The sequence below is a fragment of the Campylobacter sp. RM9331 genome (assembly GCF_020137685.1).
Taxonomy (GTDB): domain Bacteria; phylum Campylobacterota; class Campylobacteria; order Campylobacterales; family Campylobacteraceae; genus Campylobacter_E.
The window spans coordinates 66,232-86,862 of sequence record NZ_JACGBA010000004.1 but is presented as its reverse complement, the minus strand read 5'-3'; the positions used below and the strand labels follow the sequence as shown (position 1 = coordinate 86,862).

Annotated in this window: 21 protein-coding genes; 6 read left to right on the top strand and 15 right to left on the bottom strand. The window is 28.9% G+C overall.

The window, feature by feature from the left end; all coding sequences use genetic code 11:
* Positions 1-79: 79 nt before the first annotated feature.
* The 6 genes from AVBRAN9331_RS02985 to AVBRAN9331_RS02960 all read right to left on the bottom strand — a co-directional run bounded on the left by AVBRAN9331_RS02985 (position 80) and on the right by AVBRAN9331_RS02960 (position 3,798).
* The gene (locus AVBRAN9331_RS02985; protein WP_214116849.1) at positions 80-715 is read right to left on the bottom strand and encodes a protein-L-isoaspartate(D-aspartate) O-methyltransferase; all 636 of its coding nucleotides are present in this window, start codon (positions 713-715) and stop codon (positions 80-82) included.
* Positions 705-1,727, bottom strand: a complete 1,023-nt coding sequence (locus tag AVBRAN9331_RS02980) for a ribonucleotide-diphosphate reductase subunit beta (protein ID WP_214117055.1) — start codon at positions 1,725-1,727, stop codon at positions 705-707. Before AVBRAN9331_RS02980 ends, AVBRAN9331_RS02985 begins: the two co-directional genes overlap by 11 nt.
* Complete coding sequence (locus AVBRAN9331_RS02975; RefSeq protein ID WP_214116851.1) at positions 1,727-2,143, bottom strand: RDD family protein; 417 nt, start codon at positions 2,141-2,143, stop codon at positions 1,727-1,729. Before AVBRAN9331_RS02975 ends, AVBRAN9331_RS02980 begins: the two co-directional genes overlap by 1 nt.
* A 2-nt stretch (positions 2,144-2,145) precedes the next feature.
* Complete coding sequence (gene frr / locus AVBRAN9331_RS02970; RefSeq protein ID WP_214116854.1) at positions 2,146-2,703, bottom strand: ribosome recycling factor; 558 nt, start codon at positions 2,701-2,703, stop codon at positions 2,146-2,148.
* Positions 2,704-2,714: 11 nt separating this feature from the next.
* Positions 2,715-3,032 (bottom strand): preprotein translocase subunit SecG, encoded by a 318-nt coding sequence (gene secG / locus AVBRAN9331_RS02965; protein ID WP_214116856.1) that lies wholly within the window; start codon positions 3,030-3,032, stop codon positions 2,715-2,717.
* A gap of 88 nt (positions 3,033-3,120) precedes the next feature.
* Positions 3,121-3,798, bottom strand: a complete 678-nt coding sequence (locus tag AVBRAN9331_RS02960; protein WP_239803051.1) for a Bax inhibitor-1/YccA family protein — start codon at positions 3,796-3,798, stop codon at positions 3,121-3,123.
* 103 nt (positions 3,799-3,901) lie between these two features.
* Here AVBRAN9331_RS02960 and AVBRAN9331_RS02955 point away from each other — a divergent pair, with 103 nt between their 5' ends.
* From AVBRAN9331_RS02955 to nhaA, 3 genes are all read left to right on the top strand, one after another.
* Positions 3,902-4,540, top strand: a complete 639-nt coding sequence (locus AVBRAN9331_RS02955; RefSeq protein WP_214116860.1) for a carbonic anhydrase — start codon at positions 3,902-3,904, stop codon at positions 4,538-4,540.
* Positions 4,537-6,249: a mechanosensitive ion channel family protein gene (locus tag AVBRAN9331_RS02950; protein ID WP_336612363.1), complete on the top strand. Its 1,713-nt coding sequence runs from the start codon at positions 4,537-4,539 to the stop codon at positions 6,247-6,249. Before AVBRAN9331_RS02955 ends, AVBRAN9331_RS02950 begins: the two co-directional genes overlap by 4 nt.
* Before the next feature lie 214 nt (positions 6,250-6,463).
* The gene (nhaA, locus tag AVBRAN9331_RS02945; RefSeq protein WP_214116864.1) at positions 6,464-7,591 is read left to right on the top strand and encodes a Na+/H+ antiporter NhaA; all 1,128 of its coding nucleotides are present in this window, start codon (positions 6,464-6,466) and stop codon (positions 7,589-7,591) included.
* 26 nt (positions 7,592-7,617) lie between these two features.
* Here the strand turns inward: nhaA and AVBRAN9331_RS02940 are convergent, their stop codons facing one another.
* From AVBRAN9331_RS02940 to AVBRAN9331_RS02925, 4 genes are all read right to left on the bottom strand, one after another.
* Positions 7,618-8,820 (bottom strand): sugar MFS transporter, encoded by a 1,203-nt coding sequence (locus AVBRAN9331_RS02940; RefSeq protein ID WP_214149894.1) that lies wholly within the window; start codon positions 8,818-8,820, stop codon positions 7,618-7,620.
* 93 nt (positions 8,821-8,913) lie between these two features.
* Positions 8,914-9,528, bottom strand: coding sequence for an ABC transporter ATP-binding protein (locus tag AVBRAN9331_RS02935; RefSeq protein WP_214149893.1), 615 nt, complete (start codon positions 9,526-9,528; stop codon positions 8,914-8,916).
* Positions 9,525-11,114, bottom strand: coding sequence for an ABC transporter permease (locus AVBRAN9331_RS02930; protein ID WP_336612362.1), 1,590 nt, complete (start codon positions 11,112-11,114; stop codon positions 9,525-9,527). Before AVBRAN9331_RS02930 ends, AVBRAN9331_RS02935 begins: the two co-directional genes overlap by 4 nt.
* Positions 11,111-12,112: a Fe(3+) ABC transporter substrate-binding protein gene (locus AVBRAN9331_RS02925; RefSeq protein ID WP_336612361.1), complete on the bottom strand. Its 1,002-nt coding sequence runs from the start codon at positions 12,110-12,112 to the stop codon at positions 11,111-11,113. Before AVBRAN9331_RS02925 ends, AVBRAN9331_RS02930 begins: the two co-directional genes overlap by 4 nt.
* A 165-nt stretch (positions 12,113-12,277) precedes the next feature.
* On the opposite strand from AVBRAN9331_RS02925, the gene AVBRAN9331_RS02920 reads away from it, so the two are divergent.
* Positions 12,278-13,003: a tetratricopeptide repeat protein gene (locus AVBRAN9331_RS02920; RefSeq protein ID WP_336612360.1), complete on the top strand. Its 726-nt coding sequence runs from the start codon at positions 12,278-12,280 to the stop codon at positions 13,001-13,003.
* Between the two features lie 23 nt (positions 13,004-13,026).
* On the opposite strand, the gene AVBRAN9331_RS02915 is transcribed toward AVBRAN9331_RS02920, so the two are convergent.
* From AVBRAN9331_RS02915 to AVBRAN9331_RS02905, 3 genes are read right to left on the bottom strand one after another with little or no spacing between them, the layout of a single operon-like run.
* The gene (locus AVBRAN9331_RS02915; RefSeq protein ID WP_214116876.1) at positions 13,027-14,862 is read right to left on the bottom strand and encodes an aryl-sulfate sulfotransferase; all 1,836 of its coding nucleotides are present in this window, start codon (positions 14,860-14,862) and stop codon (positions 13,027-13,029) included.
* Between the two features lie 28 nt (positions 14,863-14,890).
* Positions 14,891-15,649, bottom strand: coding sequence for a protein-disulfide oxidoreductase DsbI (gene dsbI / locus AVBRAN9331_RS02910; protein WP_214119799.1), 759 nt, complete (start codon positions 15,647-15,649; stop codon positions 14,891-14,893).
* A gap of 11 nt (positions 15,650-15,660) precedes the next feature.
* Positions 15,661-16,323, bottom strand: coding sequence for a thiol:disulfide interchange protein DsbA/DsbL (locus AVBRAN9331_RS02905; protein ID WP_214116882.1), 663 nt, complete (start codon positions 16,321-16,323; stop codon positions 15,661-15,663).
* A gap of 215 nt (positions 16,324-16,538) precedes the next feature.
* On the opposite strand from AVBRAN9331_RS02905, the gene AVBRAN9331_RS02900 reads away from it, so the two are divergent.
* Both AVBRAN9331_RS02900 and AVBRAN9331_RS02895 read left to right on the top strand, forming a co-directional pair.
* Positions 16,539-17,429 (top strand): DMT family transporter, encoded by an 891-nt coding sequence (locus AVBRAN9331_RS02900; RefSeq protein ID WP_336612359.1) that lies wholly within the window; start codon positions 16,539-16,541, stop codon positions 17,427-17,429.
* The gene (locus tag AVBRAN9331_RS02895; protein ID WP_214116887.1) at positions 17,426-17,929 is read left to right on the top strand and encodes a magnesium transporter MgtE N-terminal domain-containing protein; all 504 of its coding nucleotides are present in this window, start codon (positions 17,426-17,428) and stop codon (positions 17,927-17,929) included. The genes AVBRAN9331_RS02900 and AVBRAN9331_RS02895 overlap by 4 nt, the downstream gene beginning before the upstream one ends.
* Positions 17,930-18,386: 457 nt before the next feature.
* On the opposite strand, the gene AVBRAN9331_RS02890 is transcribed toward AVBRAN9331_RS02895, so the two are convergent.
* Together AVBRAN9331_RS02890 and AVBRAN9331_RS02885 are read right to left on the bottom strand one after the other, a co-directional pair.
* Positions 18,387-19,355, bottom strand: a complete 969-nt coding sequence (locus tag AVBRAN9331_RS02890; protein ID WP_214116889.1) for an iron-sulfur cluster assembly scaffold protein — start codon at positions 19,353-19,355, stop codon at positions 18,387-18,389.
* Positions 19,355-20,551: a NifS family cysteine desulfurase gene (locus AVBRAN9331_RS02885; RefSeq protein ID WP_214116891.1), complete on the bottom strand. Its 1,197-nt coding sequence runs from the start codon at positions 20,549-20,551 to the stop codon at positions 19,355-19,357. The genes AVBRAN9331_RS02890 and AVBRAN9331_RS02885 overlap by 1 nt, the downstream gene beginning before the upstream one ends.
* Positions 20,552-20,631 lie beyond the last annotated feature (80 nt).

The window sequence follows — 20,631 nt, the reverse complement described above, 5'->3', positions numbered from 1 at the left end:
TATTAAGCTAATTATACAAATAAATGTAGATTAAAAATATTTTGAGTAAAAATAAAGATTAAAAAGTGATGTTAAATTACTATTCAACACCACTTAACATAGGAACAAAAGTGCAAGAATCAAGAATGATTTCTTCTATTCTATCTTTATGCTTAATATATTTAGTAATATATTGTTTATTTTCATTTCCAACAGGAGCTACTAAAATTCCACCAACTTCAAGTTGAGTAAATAATACATCAGGAACTTTATTTGTATATGCAGATAGTAAAATTCTCTCATAAGGTGCATAATTTTTAAGCCCATTATTTCCATCAGCGTGGCGAACATATACATTTGCCTTGATTGTATCAAGATTTTTTATTGCTTTATTTGATAATTCCTTTATTCTCTCAAGAGAAAAAACTCTTCTAATAAGATTACTCAAAAGTGCAGCTTGATACCCGCTACCACAACCAATCTCAAGCACACTATCAGCACCAACAGGCTCTAGTGCTGCTGTCATCTTTGCTACTGTTATTGGTGAGCTAATCCATTGATTTGAGCTAAGCGGCATTGCGTGAAGCTCATAAGCAAAATTACTCATAGGCATAAAAATTTCTCTTGGTGTATTAGCAAATGCTTGTTTAATCTCATTGCTAATATTAACTTCATTTGCAATATTTTCAGCAAGTCTAGCACATTTTTGCTGTTCGTAAATATCCTTAAAAATCATCAAAACTCAAGCTTCCTTTACTATAATTTGTAACTTTACTTTCAAAAAAGTTACTCTTTTGGTCGTTAAATTTAGAAAAGTCATCAACCCATTTAATAGGATGTTTTGCATTATATTTTTTATCAAGTCCGATTGAGCTAAGTCTTAAATCTACTAAATAATGAATATATTCAGTAATTATATCATCAGTAAAGCCCATAATTTGATTTTGAGTAATGTATTTACCCCATTCAATTTCAAGCTCTGCAGCTCTTTCAAACATTTCATAAATTTTAGCAATTGTTTTTTCGTTAAATAAATCAGGTCTTTCTTTTCTAACTGAATTAATCATATTTTGAAACAACAATAAGTGAGTGATTTCATCTCTTTGAATAAATCTTACCATTTGAGCAGAACCTAGCATTTTACCTGCACGAGCTAGTGCGTAAATTGCAGTAAAGCCACTATAAAAATAAATTCCTTCTAGAATTTGATTCGCAACCATTGCATATAGTAACTTTTCATCAGTTACATCTCCTGCAAGTTCTTCATATAAACTTGAAATAAAATCATTTTTCTTTCTTAAAGTAGCGTCGTGCTTTTCCATTTCATATATTAAATCAGTGTCATCACAAATAGCTTCAACCATTACCGCATAACTTTTTGAATGATTTGCTTCTTCGTAAGCTTGTCTTGCTAATACTGCATTAATCTCTGGAGCTGTTATATAAGGGTTGATATTATCAGCAAGGTTATTGGTTTGAAAACTATCCATAGAAATTAGTTGGCTCCATACTAAATCATACATTCTTTTTTCACTTGAAGTTAAATTACATTTATAATCAAGTGCATCTTTTGTAGTATCAACTTCTCTAGGAAACCAAGTATTAGCTTCCATTAAATCCCATAATTTTAAAGCCCACTCATATTTTGCTTTTGTAAAATTTAATATACCTTGTGGATTTCCACCAAATACTCTTCTTGATGTTAAATCTTCATTACTTTGTGGATTATAAATTCTTTTTCTATCCATCATTTGTTCTCCTTAAGGACTATTGTGTTTGAAAATAAATCGTGTATATATTGCCTATCTTTTCTAAAAAATGGAAATAAAATACCAAATAATAAAGAAAATGTAAGCACAAACAATACCAATCTAATAAAAACTTGAAATAAACTTGCTTTTTTACCATTTTTATTTCTTAAATGCAAACCTAAATATTTATACCCTAAACTCTGACCTTTAAAAAATAAAAGTAAAAATAAAACTAAAAGATAAGTAATGGTTGCAAATAATATAAAAGATTGATTTTGTCTATACTCACTAGCACTACCTACTAAGATATAGGTAGTGAAGTATTGTATTGGCATCATTATCATAAACATATCAACAATGCCAGCTTTTAATTTATCATAAAGGCTAGCTAAACTTACCTTAGCCTTTGCCATTTTTAAACTTTAAGTAATTGTGTTTCTTTTTCTTTAACTAATTCATCAGTCTTAGCTATTGCCGCATCTGTTAATTTTTGAACTTCATCGTAAGCTTTTTTAGCTTCATCTTCGCTTACTGCTTTATCTTTTTCTAATTTTTTTACAGCATCATTAGCGTCTTTTCTAATATTTCTAATAGCTACTTTGCATTTTTCTCCCATTGCTTTTGCAGCTTTAGCATTTTCTTCTCTTTGCTCTTTAGTCATTGGTGGAAAAAATAATTTAACTCCATCAGCATCAGCATTAGGATTTACACCGATATTTGCTGCTTTTATAGCAGTATCTATAGCCTTAATCATAGATTTTTCCCAAGGACTAATAGTAATTGTCGTTGCATCAGTTGCTAACACGGTTGCAACTTGATTTAATGGAGTTGGAGTTCCATAATAATCTACAAAAACATTATCTAATATAGAAATATTTACTTTACCTGTTCTTAAAGTCATAAAATCTTTTTTTAAAGAATTGTGAGCTTTTTCGTTTTGTTCTTTTTGTTTTGAATAAATATCATTTAACATTAGTATTCCTTTTATTTAATTGATTCTGGTAATGCTTTAGGCTGATTAGTGTCATTAAGTTGTTTGCTAGCATTTTCTAGTTTATTTACTAGACTTTCACCAGTTTTAGTGTTATAACTATAGCTTAAATAAATAGTATTAGCTACTAGCAAAACTCCTATAATAAAAGTAAATTTTGCTAAAAAACCAGCAGGACCTTTAGCTCCAAATAAGCTCTCATTAGAACCACTATAAGCACCTAAGCCTATACTTGAGCTTTTTTGCATAAGAACGCAAGCACAAATAATAACTACTAAAATAAATTGAATTGCGATAAAAATTGTGTTCATATTACTTCTTTCGTTTAAAAATAAAGTTTGTATTATATGTTATAAAATTTAAAATAAGTTAAAGCCTTCAAAATTGAAGGCTTAAAAATTAGTCTCTAATGCTTCTTAAGATATTTAATAAAGATATAAATAAATTAATAAAGTCAAGGTATAAAGCAATTGCACCTTGAATTGGTGTTTGATAAGCTCCACGAATTATCATTTGAGTATCATAAATGATAAAGAAGCTAAATACTATTGCTCCAACACAAGAAACTATTAAATGTAAAAGGTGGCTTTGGAAAAATAGGTTTAATAAAGACGCACCTATCATAATTAATAAAACTATAAAAAATCCTTTAGCAAAAACGCTAAAATCCCTTTTAGTTGTAAATGCAAAAACACTAAGACCTGCAAAAGCTAAAGTTGTTAAGAATAAAGCTTGAGCAATAATTGTAGCACCTGCTTGACTTTGTAAAGTAATATAAATAATTCCAGTAAGGCTTAATCCACTAATAAATGCAAATGCAAATAGCATAGCAATAGCACCATTAGTTACCTCACTTTTTCTATTTAATATCATAATTAAGGCAATTTCTACTATAAGCGTTCCTATACTAGCCCAAATATTGCCAACTAAAAAACTAGCTAAATAAGTAGCACCTAAATAAGCTCCTAAAGTAGCTGCAACTAGTGAAAGTGCAAAATACATATATGTATCTCTTACAAAAATAGCAGCATCTGAGCGAATTGCTGAACTAGTGCGAGTTCTTTCGTATAAACTCATAATTGTCTCCTTGTTATTATTAAATGCACTTGATTATAACTAAGTTAGTTAATATCTCATTGAAATTTTTTTATATAATTTCGCTTTTTAACAAGGATAAAAAATGGATAAATTAATAAAAGGCGCATTGCAATTTATGCAAGAAGGGTTTTTAGAACATAAAGACTTATTTAAAGACTTAAAAGAAGAGCAAAATCCACATACATTATTTATAGGTTGTGCTGATTCAAGAGTAATTCCTAATCTAATAACTTCAACAGTTCCAGGAGAATTATTTGTTGTAAGAAATATAGCAAATATTATCCCACCATATCGTGTAAAAGATGAATATTTAGCAACAACTTCAGCTATTGAATATGCTTTATATGCGTTAAATGTTGAAAATGTAATAATATGTGGGCATAGCAACTGCGGTGGATGTAAAGATATTCCTAGTAAAAAAGCAGAACTTTTACCTAACGTAAAAAAATGGGTTTCTTTAATTGATGATATTAAACAACAAGTTGATTTTACATTAGAACTAAACCACTACGAAGGTCAATACGCATTAAGGTCTTGGATGATAGAAAAAGCAAATATTTTAAATAGCTATGAGAATTTATTAGGCTATCCTGAAGTTCAAAAAAGAATTGATGAGAATAAATTAAAAATTAGAGCTTGGTATTTTTTAATAGAAACAGGAGAAATCTATGAATACTGCCCTAATGACGGACACTTTAAGCCATTAAAGGATATTAAATGAGAATTTTATTTATACTATTATTTGGGGTTTTTTTATATTCTAATGAGCTATTAAATAATATTGATAATTTTTCTACTAAAAACATAAAAATAGAAGAATTAAATAAATTTTTAGCTGATGAAAAAGATGAAAACAGCCAAAATAAACTCAAAATAAATTCTGAAATCAAAGAATTAAAAAATGAAAAAAATCAAATCTTAGCAATATTTCCAACCCTAATTACACCAGAGAATTTAGACAAAAACATATTAAAAGATATTAAAAAAACTAATAATGATAAAATTTTACAAGCAGTAGAACAAAATTTTTATGAATGTTTATTAGAAATTATTTCTTATCTAAATTCTAAAGAAGAGCATAAAACAGATTTAAAAAATCTAATAGATGAACGCATAAAAACGATTAGTAATTATACAAGTGATAACCAAGAGGTAAAAATTAAAATCAATTCTTATGTAGAACTTTTAACATATCTTAGACTAAATACAGATATATTTACCACTAATGATATTTTTAAGCAACTAGATACTAATAAATTTTTAAGCAAATTTAATTCATATTTTCCAGAAGAAGTAAATAAATATATAAACCCTGGCAAAGTGATAATATGCACTCTTATAATGCTATTTATATTTTTATTAAAAAAATTAGTTCTTAAAATAATTTTTGCAATAATTTTAAGAGTATTTAAGAAAAACCATGATGATCATTCATTGCAATTATTACAAAAATCAACAAAACCATTAATTGCTTTATTTTATATATATGGTTTATGGTTATGTTTTCTAATAGCGTTCTATCCTGCTCCAATTATGACACTTATACTAACGCTATTTGGCATTATTAATACTATGGCATTTACTTGGTTATTAATAACTATCTTAGATGGATACGGAGTAATAATTATTTCAAAAATTGCTAAAAGAAGCGGTAAAAAAGAAATAATAAATCTTATGCTAAAAATACTATATTTTATAATAGTCTTCATAGCTATATTAATCATACTTGCTAAATTAGGTTTTGATATTTCAGCAATTATTGCTTCATTAGGTATTGGTGGTTTAGCAGTTGCACTTGCTGCAAAAGATATTATCGCTAACTTTTTTGCTTCTGTTTTAATGTTATTTGATAATTCATTTTCTCAAAGTGATTGGGTAGAAATTAACGGAATAGAAGGAACAATAGTTGAAACAGGTCTTAGAAAAACAACCATAAGAACTTTTGATAACTGCTTAGTATTTATCCCAAATTCTACGATATTAAATGGAAATATAAAAAATTATTCAAAAAGAAAATATGGTAGAAGAGTAAGAATGAGCGTTGGCTTGACATACGACGCAAGCACAGAGCAAATACAAAATTTTATAAACGATATAAAAGAATTGCTGACAAGCAATAATATAATTGCTAACGAAAACGATGATGTATTTCAACACAAAAACAAAAATTATTACAAACAAAATTTAATTTCTGTCAATGATTTAGAAGGCTTTAAATCATCAATTTATGTTTGGCTAGATGATTTTGCTGCAAGTAGTATCAATGTAGAGCTATACTTTTATATAAAAAGCGTTAGTGCTAAACAATATTATGATGAAAAAAGCAAAATATTAATGGAAATTATGAAAATAGTTGAGAAAAATGGTCTAAGTTTTGCTTTCCCTTCAACTAGCCTTTATATTGAAAAACTTCCAGATACAACAAAATAATTCAAATATCCTATTTTAAATTCAAGAATTTAAAATAGGAATTTTAATTTTATTTTTAAATTATTAAATAATAAAAATTATTATCTTTTATAAACTTTTATTTATTTTTTTTAATTATTATCAGAGTAAATATCGCTTTTAAAACCTTTACAATTCTTTAAATCAAGCATTTTTTACTAAGAATGTTTTATTTAATTTATTTAAAAGGAGAGAAATGTTATCAAAAATCAAAAACAACGAACTTTTACCTGCATTTTTATTATTATTTATGACATTTTTAGCAATATTTTTAAAAAATTCTTCATTTAGTGAATTTTACAATGCTTGTTTAGAAGCTAGAGCATCTATTAGCTTTTTAGATTATTCTTTAAGCAAACCATTGTTTTTATGGGTAAATGATGGATTGGTTGCTATATTTTTCTTTTGGATTGGACTTGAAGTAAAAAAAGAAATTCTATGCGGAGAACTAAATACAAATAGCAAAAGATTATTACCGCTTGCTGGTGCTTTAGGTGGAATTATGGTTCCTGCTTTAATATATTCTATATTTAATTTTTTTGATACTTATAGATTAAGTGGATTTGCAATTCCAACAGGAACTGATACGGCGTTTGCTATTGCTATTTTATTAATGCTAAAAAACTATGTTCCAAATAGTGTAAGAGTATTTTTATTAAGCCTTGCAATATTTGATGATATTGCTGCAATTATTATAATTGCGATATTTTATACAAATGACCTTTTATATATTTCTCTTGTTTTAGGCTCTATTGGTGTTGGGTTATTATTTATATTAAATATTTTCCATTGCACTTACAAAATGTTTTATTTAATAGTAGGTGCTTTTATTTGGGTTTGTGTTTTAGAAAGTGGAGTTCATACTACTTTAGCTGGAATGCTTTGCGCATTTTTTATCCCTTTACATACTAAAGACAATAAAGAATTTTTAGAGCAAATTATGCACGATTTAACCCCTTATGTAAATTATGCAATATTGCCTATATTTGCTTTATTTAATGCTGGGGTATTGCTTGAGTTTAATTTAGATAATTTAAATAGTGTATTTTTTGGAATATTTTTTGGTTTATTTATTGGAAAGCAATTAGGAGTATTTAGTTTTTGCTTACTTGCTAATAAACTAGGTGCGACCTTACCATCTAGCAAAAAGATTTTATACGGAGCTAGTATATTAACAGGAATTGGCTTTACAATGAGCTTTTTTATAAATACATTAGTTTTTGAAGGAAATGAAGCAATTTTTAATAGTGCAAAATTAGCAGTTTTAAGTGCTAGTTGTTGTTCTGCTGTGCTTGGATTTTTATGGTTAAGATTTAAGATTTGAATTCAGAAAAATCTGAATTCAAATTCTTACTTGCATTTATAACCTTTAACTGCAAAGAATAAAATATATAAATAGCAAATCGCAGGAATAATGAAAGATATATGTAAATTAACAATATCAGCAAGTATTCCTTGAATAGGAGGGATAATAGCTCCACCAACGATTGCTATACAAATAATTCCTGAAGCTTGAGAAGTGCAGCGACCAAGTCCATTTGTAGCAAGTGAAAAAATAGTTGGAAACATAATAGAGTTAAAAAATCCAACACCTAAAACTGCGTAAGCACCCAATTCTCCACCAATTAAAATAGCACACAATAAAAGCGTCATAGCAATAACCGCATTGAATGCTAAACAATAAGCAGGTTTAATATAATTCATTATATAACTTCCAATAAAGCGACCTACCATAGCTCCACCCCAATAATAAGCTATCATACTAGCACCTTCTACTTGAGTGATATTTAAAATAGGCATTAAATAAAGAATTAAAAATGAGCCGATAGCAACTTCAGCACCAACATAGCAAAAAATCCCAATAGCACCTAAAACCAAGTGTTTATATTGCCAAGCACTTGTTCTTGTATCGTGTGCGTTTTCGCTAATTTCTTCTGCTGTAATTCTTACATCAGGTAATTTTATGAAAAACTTCACAAAAATTCCTAAAACAATTAGTGCAACTGCAATTCCTAAATAAGGTAATTGAACCGAGCTTATTTTTTCTTCTAAGCTTAAATTTGTAGTTGAACTTAAGATAAATAAGCTACCAAAAAATGGTCCAACGGTTGTTCCAAGTGAATTAAATGCTTGAACTAAAGCTAAATTTCTTGCTTCTTTACCACTAGGTGATAATAAAGTAACGAAAGGATTTCCTGTAACTTGAAGTAACACTACCCCACTAGCTAAAACAAATAAAGCACCTAAAAATATAGCATAACTATGAGTTCCTGCTGCAGGATAGAATAAAATAGCACCTAATGCGGCTAATAAAAATCCACCTACAACACCATTTTGATAGCCAATTTTTTGAATTAGCTTACCAAAAAATGCAGAAGTTATAAAATACGCTCCAAAAAAGCAAAATTGAACTAAAGATGATTGAAAATAAGTTAATTCAAAAAGTTCTTTAAGATGTGGGATTAAAATATCGTTTAAAACGGTTAAAAAGCCCATCATAAAAAATAACGCTGTTAAAATAACAAGCGAAAATGAGTTGTTTTGCGTTCTCATAATAATCCTTTGATTAATTTTAAAAAGCTCATTTTAAAATAATTTTTAACATTTTTAATAACTTTTTGTAAAAAAATTCAAAAAGTGTGTAGTTTATACACATTTTAATGTTAAAACTGAAGATTTAAAAGCATTCACATCAGCTAAATCGTGAGTTACCATAATGCAAGTTAAGTTTAAATTGTTCAAAAAATCCAAAACAAATGTCCTAACACTAGAGCGTAAATTAGCATCTAATGCACAAAAAGGCTCATCTAAAAGCAATAATTTAGGCTTTTGAGCAATACACCTTGCAAGTGCGACGCGTTGTTGCTGACCACCACTTAAAGTCTTAGGATAAGAATTAAAAAGATTTTTTATATCTAAAGAATTTAAAATATCTAAGGCAATTTGTTTTTTATCTTTATCTTTTATACCAAACATAACATTTTCTAATACATTTAAATGTGGAAATAAAGCATAATCTTGGAATAAAAATCCTATATTTCTTTTATAAGCTGGAATTTTGCTAATATTTTCATTATCTAAAAAGATTTCTCCTTGTTTTAGCTCGTTAAATCCTGCAATTAGCTTTAAAATTGTGCTTTTACCACTGCCACTTTCTCCTAGGATGGCTAATTTTTCTCCTTGTTTTAAACTAAAGCTAAGATTTGTAAAAAGTGGCTTTTCGTATCCAAAACTCACATTTTTAAACTCAAAATAATTCATTTTCTTTCCTTAATCAAATTAAATATAACTAATAATATAAAGCAAGTTAATACAACCACAAGTGCAGGAGCACTAACCATAGCAAGCTGCTCATCACTTGCATATCTATCCATCTCAAACGAAAGGGTTTTAAATTCACTCGTAGCAAGCAAACTTGCTAAAGGCAATTCTTTAATTACTTCAATAAAAATCAATATAAATGAACTAAGCAAACTAGGGATTATCAAAACAAACTCAACCTTAAAAAAACCTTTAAAAGGATTTATCCCCAAGCTATGCCTTGCATTAGTTAGTGAGCTAGGCAGTCTATTAAGCCCTGAATTAATTGAATTAAAACCTAATGATAAAAATCTAACAACATAAGCAAATATCAAAATCATAGGACTTAAGGTTAAAAACAAACTCTTATTAATTCCTAAGTAAGAATAAAAAGAAGCCAAACTTCTATCTATGAAAATAAACATTACAAGCATACAAACAGCTACAACAGAACCAGGAATACTATAGCCCATATTTGCTAAAGAGCTTATTATTAATTTTGATTTATTGTTTTTAAAGCGTTGATTTGCTGCTAAAAATAAAGCAATTATCAAAATAATCACACTAGAAACTACACTTAAAAAAAAGCTATTTTTGCTAAGAGCAAATAAATTAGCATAATCAACATCAAAATAACTTCTCTTAAACCATATTAAAATGTGAATAACAGGCAAAATAAAGCTAATAAATAAAATTACAAAAAACAAGCTAAGCACAATTATTTCGGCTTTTTTGCTAAGTTGTGTCCTTGTTAGTGCATATTGTTTTGAGCCTAATTCATAAGGTCTTTGAGTGATTTTCTCAATAAATAAGATAAAAAATACTATTAATAATAAAATCACAGCTAATTTAATAGCAGCATTTAAATCCCCATATCCAATCCAAGCTTTGTAAATACCTGTGCTAAATACATGCAGACCATAATAATTCGGCGCTCCATAAGCATTAAGTGTCTCCATAGCACACAAACTTGCACCAGCTACAATAACAGGTCTTGATAAAGGCAAAATGACTTTAAAAAATATCTCAAATTCATTTTTACCTAGACTTCTTGCACTATAAATTAAACTAGAAGCAAATCTAGCTAAAAATCCCCTTGTAAGTATGTAAGTATAAGGAAAAAACGATATTGAAAATACAAAAATAACTCCATAAATATTCATCATATCAAAATGGATTTTAATATTAAATGTATCTCTTAAAAATATATTAAACCAAGAAAAATAAGAGAAAAAATCAGCATAAACATAGGCAAACAAATAGCTAGGAATTGCAAAAGGTAAAACCAAGCAAAACTTAAAAAATTTCCTAAATCTAAACTCATAAAAACTCTCAAAATAAGCTAAAAATACCCCAATAATCGTAGAAAAAATAAGGGTAAATAGCACAATAATTCCTGTATTTTTTAGATATTCTACTAAGTAGCTATCAAATAACACAGCCGTATTTTCTTTAATCGGCTGTGTTATAAAAAATATAATATAAAAAATAGGAATTAATATTATAAATAATATCAAATAAGCTAAAAAATCGCTTAATCTTCTCACTTCCATAAAGCCTTATCAGCTACTACTTGAGCGGTTTCAAGATTTTTTGCTATTTCGTTAAAATCAATTTCACTTGCTTTAAACTCACCCCATGATTTAACTACATCAGCAGGACTTGCTTCGCTATTTACTGGAAATTCGTAATTTGTTTGAGCTAAAATCTCTTGAGCTTCTTTACTTACTAAAAACTCCATTAAAGCGGTTGCTTCTTTTGCATTTTTAGCATATTTTGTAATACCTGCTCCACTTATATTTATATGCGTTCCACCATCGTTTTGATTTGGGAAGAATATTTTAAGATTTTTGAATACTTCTTGTTCAATCGGGTCTTTTGATACTGACATTCTACCTAGATAATAGCTATTCATAATAGCAATTGCCCCTGTGCCACTTACAATTGCTTTTGCTTGGTCTCTATCATTGCCTTTTGGCTCTCTTGCAAAATTAGCAACTAATTTTTTAGCCCAATCTTGAGTTTGGTTAAGCCCATCTTTTGCTATCATAAATGCTATTAAATGGCGATTATATGAAGCTGTTGATGAACGAGTTAAAACCTTGCCCTTAAACTTCTCATCAGCTAATGCTTCATAAGTGCTAAGGTCTTTTTCGTTAATTTGTTTTGGGTCATACACAAATACTCTAGCTCTATAGGTTACTCCTGCCCAAGTTTTGTCTTTATCACTAAATTTTGCAGGAACTTTTTCATCAACTATTTTTGATAAGTAAGGTTGTAATAAGCCTTTTGATTTTGCTTTGTATAAATCCCCAGCTCCAACTGTCATAAACAAATCAGCTTGAGTATCTTTGCCTTCTTGCTCTAGTTTAGTAATAAGTGGGTCGATTTTATCCTGAACTAAATTAACCTTGATACCTGTTTTTGCTGTAAATGCGTCAAATACGATTTTGTCCGAATCATAATGCCTTGAAGTATAGACATTCACCACACCATTTGCCAAAAGCACACTGCTTGCTAGAATTGTTAAAGCTAACTTTTTCAATTTTTCTCCTTAAATAATATTTTAAAGTATTGAAATATTAGCAAGAAATTTATAACAATTATTATTTTTATTTTTAAATAAATTAAAAATTACTATCAATAATACTAAATTGCTAAATGATATTTAATTATAATAAAATAAGACACTTGAAAAAAAGGAGAAAAAATGAAAAAAATATTATTAATCGCATTAATTAGCGTGATTGCTTTTTCGCAAGATTATTATAAAGAAGCTTTAAAATATCACAAATGTTTAGGCGTTGAATGTGATTTAGAAAAAGCAAAAGAACTATACATAATCTCTTGTAATGAAAAATCATATAAAGCTTGTAATAATTTAGCAACTATTTATAATGAAGAAAACAATCCAGATAGCTTACAAAAGGCTGAATATTATTATAAATTATCTTGTGAGTATAATAATAATGATGGAATTTCTTGTGGGAATTTAGGTATATTTTATTCTAATACTTTAAAAGATGATATTAAAGCAGAACCATATTTATTTAAAGGTTGTAAAGCAAATATAAAAGATGCTTGTATGCAATTAGCCTTCGTATATATAAATACAAATACTAACTTAGATAGAACCGCTAAAATATTTGAACATTATTGCAAGTTAAATGACCAAAATTCTTGCTTTAATTTAGGGCAATTATATTTATATAATAATAAGATGAAAAACGAAAAATTAGGTTTTGAAAATCATTTAAAAGCTTGTAATATGGATAATGCGATTTCTTGTAAAAATATAGCTATTTTGTATGTAAAACATAATAATTTATTTAAAGCGTTTAAATATTTTAAAAAATCTTGCGGCTTAGGAGAGCAAGAAGATTGCAAAAAAGCCTTAGGTATTGCTATACATTTTATTAAGAATTTAAAGAACTAGAAATAATTCTAGTTCTTTTTTACTTATTTACTAAGTGCTTTGCCTAAATCAAACGGCCACGCTTGATAGCCTGTTGTATCTTTTAATTGGATTTCAACGCTAGGAGTAGTTGAGCCATATTTAAATTCCATAATGTATGGATTTGGCGCTGAAGTGAATGCTCCATTTGCTAAATCAAAATTAGCTCCCGCAGTAGCCGAATACGCAAAAATTGAGTTCTTATCTGCATTATATTGAGCTAGAGAAGTTACAGGGCTATACCATTCATGACCTCTTTGTTTGCCGTATTCCCAAACTTGTTCAACGCTCATTTTTTTCTCATCTATTTTATAAACAACTGCACGAGAGTATTTATCAGTTGGAAACGCAGGTTGTTCCATACCACGACTATCTCCGTTATCAAATACGGTTATATAAGTAACACCTTTTTTACTTAATTCATGAATTCTATAAGCTGTGTGTTGAGTCCAAGTGAAGTCAAATCCACCTTCAGGATTTTCATATCCTGGACATTTACTATATTCATCATCACACTCAATTTTTTTACCTTTATTATCTACAGGTTGTAATAAGTATTTTTTAAACTCATCTTTCCAACCTTTGTGAGCACCTAAAATCCACTTGATTTTTTTATCACGACCAATTTTTACAACCGCATTTTGATGGCGAGATGAAATGATAATACTATCATCACTTGGGTCATAACTAACGCTATTTACATGAGCCCAGTTGCGACCTGCTCCAGTTCCAACAATATCTCCAAACTTATCACTACTATCAAGTTTTGCTAATTCTTCAGCACTTAAAGTTTGACCTGCTTTATTTGCATCAATATTTAAACATACTGCACCTTGGTCAAGAACTTTTAATGCTATATCTCTATATGGGTCAAGTATTTCGTATAATCTCCAATCATCAACCACATTACCATCTCTATCAATTTCTACGATAACATCTCTTACCGTTCTTACATTTTTACCATCAGGGCGAAGTGTATTTGCACTAGCAACTCTTAAAAAATAATTTCCATTAGCTGCAACATCAAGTTGGTGTGAATAGTCAATATAGTTTGCAGGTAAGCGACGATTGAAAATCTCTCTTCCCATTATGTCATATTTTGCATATCTTTGACCATATCCCCAAACTAAAGCACCATCAGTATCTTGTTTAAAGCCCATCATAACACCAGCCATAGTTGAGCTATCAAGGTCATAAATTGGAGTAGCTAACATATACCATCTAACTTCTCCTGTTGTATCAATGATAAAGTTTTGCGGATAGTAATTCCATTCTAATGCCCCACCTGTTGGGTTATTCCATACTACTTTAGTTCCTGCTCCACTTTTTTCTTCAATATTATTTACAAAATAAAGTCTATCTTTAAATTCTGGGTCAATTTTATTTACTTTAGCTTCACTAAATAATGCAGCTTTTTGGAATTTAATTCCACTAGCTTCTACATAAATAGCACTAGCATACATTTCATAAACTTCGTTTTCTACTCTTTCTTTTTTGCCATTTGCTTCTTTTGTATAGCTAACCTTAACCGTATTGTAATAATTAGGATATAGTCCAAAAACTGGAATTCCACCATGAGTTAATAAAAATTTATTAGCAACATTATATTTTAAAGGAACTCCGTTTTCCTTAGGAACAATTTCAACGCTAACATCGCTTAATTTATAACCACCATTTTTAATAACTGCAGTAAGTGGAGCGATTTTATAAGGGTTCATTACTAATTCACCGATTTTGCCTTGTTTGTGATAATCAGTCTTAGCACCACTAGCACCACCTATAGCATAAGCACTTGTTGAAAGAATTGCAGCTGCTGCAAATAAACTCAATACCTTTTTCATTTTAATCTCCTTTAAAAAATTAATATATTCAAATTCCAGCTGCCATTGAAGCAATTTTTGCTGCTTTAATAGCATTTCCACTAAAAAATAAAATCAAAGTAACAGCTATTACAATAATAGCACCAATTTTTGCACATTTGCAAGGTTTTGATATAAAGCCTATAAACATTGCTAAAAGTGCAACAAAACAACATACAAAGCATAATAAACATGCAATTGCCATATTCATAAAATGCAAACTAGGTATTAAATACCAACCTTGCGAATAAAATCCATCTTCAAAATCGCCCGCTTCAGTTCCTACAAAAAATTGTTGAAAAGAACTTAAAGTAGCATAAGCATCTTCAGGCACGATAGGATTATCAAGACCACATTCTCCAGTAGGTAAAAACCAACCTGGTGCTAATTCGTGTAAAGGCAATGCAAAAGGATATATTGGAATTTCTCTACAACCTTGCACTCCACCAAAAGCATTTGCATTATGCACTGCTTCGTGAATTTCATTTAAAGTTATACAAAATCCAAAACCTATTAAACAACCATAAAAACCTAAAGTATATCCAATAATTCTAGTTAGTTGATGTGGATAAATAGCTGCTATTATGCCACCTATTGCCATTACTATCATTGCATATCTAATATATACGCATTGTTCGCAAGGCTGCATATATAAATAATCTTGAAAGAAATAATGTGCTACACAAGTAAGACCTAGTGTAACAACAACCATTAATATCCATAAAAGCCTACCTTCTTGTAGGCTTGTTAATTTATTAAGAAGCTTCATAGCAAAACTCCTTACATACTAAGTAATTCTTTAATAACCTCAACTAAAGCTTCAGGCGAGCCAATTTTTGAAATATTTACTTCATATTTTCCATTAACTACAAAACCTGGAGTTCCGAAATTCTTTGAAATAGGGTCAGCGATTTCATAAGAAGCAATGATTTCTTGAGCCTTAGGAGTAGCTAAAAACTCATCTAATTTTGCTTTATCAATTCCTAAAGCTTTTAGACCTGTTTCATAAAATTTATCTGGCTCAGCACCATTTCCCCATCTTTGATTTTTCTTAAAATAAGCTGAAAAATAAGCATCACTTACTTTATGGTGTAAGCTATGTGCGTCAGCAACTTTTCTTCCTGCTTTTTCATCTTCATTTTGTGCATAAGCTAAAACTTCAGCAGCTTGCTTGCCATAATCTCCCATAGTTTTTACCAATAAATATCCAACTTTTACATCAGGGAATGCAGCTTGGATTTTTTCCATAGTTTTTGCTTTATGATGCGAATAACAATGCGTGCATCTATAAGACCATACTTCATAAACTGAATTTTGAGCATTTGGGATAGGAGTGCTTAATGTAATGTATTCATTACCTTCGCTTAAAGCAAATAAATTACCCCCCCCCATTAGCATAGTAGCTAAAACCAATGAACTTGAAACTTTTTTTAAGACTTTCATCTTAATCTCCTTAAATTAAAATTATATTTTTATTTTAATTATTTAATTTTAAAATAAACTGAAAAATTATTTTAAATTCTAATAATTATTATTATAAAATCCATACTATTTATTTAATTTATAATCACTTTAAGTGTTTAGTAAAATAAATTAATTAATCTAAAAAATTAAGCAAATAAAATAGCATTTAAACTATAATTGCCTAAAGGATTAATATGAGTAAAAATTATGGGGTAATTTTAGTTTTTTTAGGTGGAATTTGCTGGGGATTTAGTGGTGTTTGTGGAGAATTTATATTCTTAAAAAAAGGCTTAAATGCTGATTTTCTAGTGCCATTAAGATTATTATTTGCTGGAATATTAATGCTTTTATTTTGTTTAATAAGAAAAATCAAAATTAATTTTTTAATTTTTAAAAACACAAAACACCTATTTACATTATTAATATTTTCATTTTTCGGCATTTTTATGTGTCAATATACATACTTTTACGGAATTGAATTAAGCAATGCTGCAATTGCTACCGTAATTCAATATACAGCCCCTGTTTTTATAGTGCTAATCGTATGTTTTGAACAAAAAAGATTTCCTAACATATATGAAATTCTAGCTTTAATTTGTGTATTATGTGGAGCTTTTTTGCTATCAACTAATGGTGATTTTAATAAATTTGTAATCTCTACTAAGGCTTTAATTGTATGCTTTTTATCATCAATTGGAGCAGTTTGCTATGCAATTATTCCTAGAAAAATTAATATGATTTATTCTCCTTTACCTAATTTAGGTTTTGCTATGCTTATTGCAGGAATTGCTTTTTGTCTATATCAAAAGATTTGGGAATTTGAAGTGCAAATTGATTTAGAATTAATACTTGCTATGTTAGGAGTAATTGTAGTTGGAACTACTATGGCTTTTGGTTTTTTTATGGTTGGTTTGCAAGAAATAGGAGCAAGTAAAGCTAGTCTAATATCATCAAACGAACCATTAGCTGCTGCAATTATTGGATATTTATGGTTAGGGACAAGCTTATTAATCGTTCAAATAATTGGATTTGCTTTAATTATGATTGGTATTTTAATAACAATGTTAAAAAAGGAAAAATCTTGAAAAAATTATTAATTCTTATGAGTTTAATCTCTTTTACTTACGCACAAGATTGTAGCGCTTATTTTGCTAGCCAACAAATACAAATGGATAGAAAAATAGAAGAGCTAGATGAAGCAAAACAAGCATTAGAAAGCTATAAGGCTGCTTTTTTAGCTATTCAAAAAGAAAAAGAAGAAAAAAACTTAGCAATGTTAGAAGAGATAAAAAAAGAACAAGATAAATTAGATGAAATTAGAAACAATAATGCAAAAATTTTAGCCGAAATTAGACAATTAAAAAATGAAATTACAGAAAATAAAATAAATAAAGTATCAAATGCCTATGCTAAGATGAAAGATGCGGCGGCGGCGGCTATTTTAGAAACAATGGATGAAAAAGAAGTTATAAAAATATTTTTAAGTCTTGAAGCTAAAAAAATATCATCAATACTAGCAAAAATGACCCCAGCAAAAGCAGGAGAATTAACAAGATTATTAAGTGAAAATAAATTACAAAATTAATTTATTTTCTTATAAATTTGGTTTATCTAATATTTTTTGTTTAATAATTAAATATGATATTAGATTTAGCCTATAGGTTTTAATTAAGATTATTTTTAAAAGTTAATTTAAAACTTCGTTGTATTAGAGTTATAAAAAGTTTTTATAAAATAGTTTTTTAAGTTTATTTAGTTAAAACCTTAAATTACTTTCAACGCTAATTTAATTTCGTACGTTTTATTAAGTTTTATAAAAATTATATGTGTTATTTATATATTAGTTTTTATACTTTTAAAAGTTATTTAAAACCTTATAATTAAAGCTTTAAGTAACTTTTATCATCAAGTAATTTTAAAAAATTCACTATATTTTGCGTGCAACACACACTATATTTGATTTTAAATTCTTTAGCAATATTATGAGTGATATGTAATAAGAAAAATTAAAATAGGAAATAAAAATATTTCCTATTTTGTAATCACACTGGAATTACTCTAATGTTTGGACTAAGATTTTCTTGAAGAATATTTTCAATAGCATATAATGTCCCAGTGCTTCCACTAGAACAGCCACTACATGCGCCTAGATATCTAATATATAAATCACACATTCCATCGCTACTTTTTTGAATATCAATTACTTCTAAATCTCCACCATCCATATGTAGCATTGGGCGAATTTCAGTATCTAATAATTCTTCAACTGCTTTAATTTGTTTTACAACGGTTAAATCATCAAAATTATCACTTAAATTAGCTTTTTTCAAGCGTTCTTTATCCATTTCAGCTCTAGTTTCAGCCAATATATCAACCAAATAATACTCTCTTTTTTCATGACCACCAGGTCTTACACAAGATTTGCAAAAGCCACCTGCTTTAGTATATTGAGTAATTTGCTCAACTGATTTTAAATCATTTAATTTTATTACTTCTTTAATAGTTTTTAAGCTTACTCTAGCACATTCACAAACTATAATCTCATCTTCAAAATCTTCAGGGTTAATACCTTTATATTGAGCTGCTGCAGCTTTTATAACATCATACGCCATTACACTGCAGTGCATTTTTTGAGGTGGAACTGCAGGAGTATCAGGATTATCACGCATTGCAAATTCCACATCTATATTTGTAATTTTTACAGCTTCATCAACACTTTTACCTATACAAAGTCCTGCCATTGTATCACTACTAGCAATTGCAGTCCCACAGCCAAAGCTTTTAAATTTTGCGTCCTTAATAATATTAGTAGCTTCATCTACTAACCAATAAAGCCTAACAGCATCGCCACAACTTTCAGCTCCAAAATCAGCAACTATTAATCTTGTATTAGTAGCTTTTGCGTCTTCTTCTGTAAGCTCACCCATATGAATTGGATTATTCATTAAATCTTGAACTTTTTGTGAATATTCATCCCAAATTGAACCACTTATTAAATTATTTTTTGCCATTATTTATCCTTTTTAAGCCAGCTTGGAGAATAAGCGTAAGTGCTAGAAATTGCTCTTAAACGCTTAGCTGCTGCTTTAATTTGTTCTGCTGCGTAATCAATTTCACTTTCTGTATTAAAACGACTAAGACTTAATCTTAAAGCCGTATGAGCTAAATCAGCTTCAGCTCCTATTGCTTCCATAATAGGATTACTCTCAAGAGTTTCAGAAGCACAAGCACTTCCTGTACTTGCTGCAATTCCAGCCTTATTTAAATCCCATAGCATCGCTTCACCTTCAACACCCTTAATACTTGCTAAAATAGTATTAGGAACTCTATTTGCCCTACTTCCTACTACACTAACATCAGGAATTGTTAAAATCTCATCTTCTAATTTATCTCTTAATCTTCTTATATGAGAGTTTTCGTAGTCAAGCATTAAATTAGCAAGTCTTAACGCTTCTGCCATTCCAACTATTCCAGCTACATTTAATGTCCCACTTCTACGACCACCCATATGCTCTCCGCCGTGAAGTAATGAAGTAAGTTTTAAACCTTGTTTTATATAAAGACCACCAACGCCTTTTGGCCCGTGGAATTTGTGTGCTGAAAATGACGCAAAATCAACTCCTGCACTTCTAAAATCAACTTTTATTTTACCAACTGCTTGGGTTGCATCAGTGTGAAATAAAGCTCCGTGCTCGTGTGCAACTTGAGCTAATTCCTTAATAGGGAAAATCATTCCTGTTTCATTATTCGCCCACATAACATTCACAAGTGCTGTTTTATCGCTTATCATTGCTTTTAAATCATCAACATTGCAAGTACCTTCGCTATTTACAGGTAAAGTTTTAACCTTAACACCTAATCTAGCTTCTAAAAAAGCACAGGCTGCACCAACTGCTGGGTGTTCAACCCCACTTATAATGATTTCGTTTTTATCTTTATTTAAAATCTCATCAAAATAAATTCCTTTTAAAACCCAGTTTATGCTTTCAGTAGCACAAGATGTAATAATCACATCATCTAAATCACTCGCTCCTAATCCGCTATATAATTTATTTAAAGCATCATTTAATGCTTTATGAGTAGCTTGACCATAGCGATGAAGTGAATTTGGATTACCATATATATTCTCTAAATACGGCTTCATTAATTCAAAAACGCTTGGGTCTATCATAGTAGTAGCGTTATTGTCTAAATAAATTTCTTTCATAACCTTTCCTTTTCCTAAAGCTTTTTTATCCGTTTTTTAAAATGGGATAAAAATTATCTTTTATAAATAATATTCCAAAT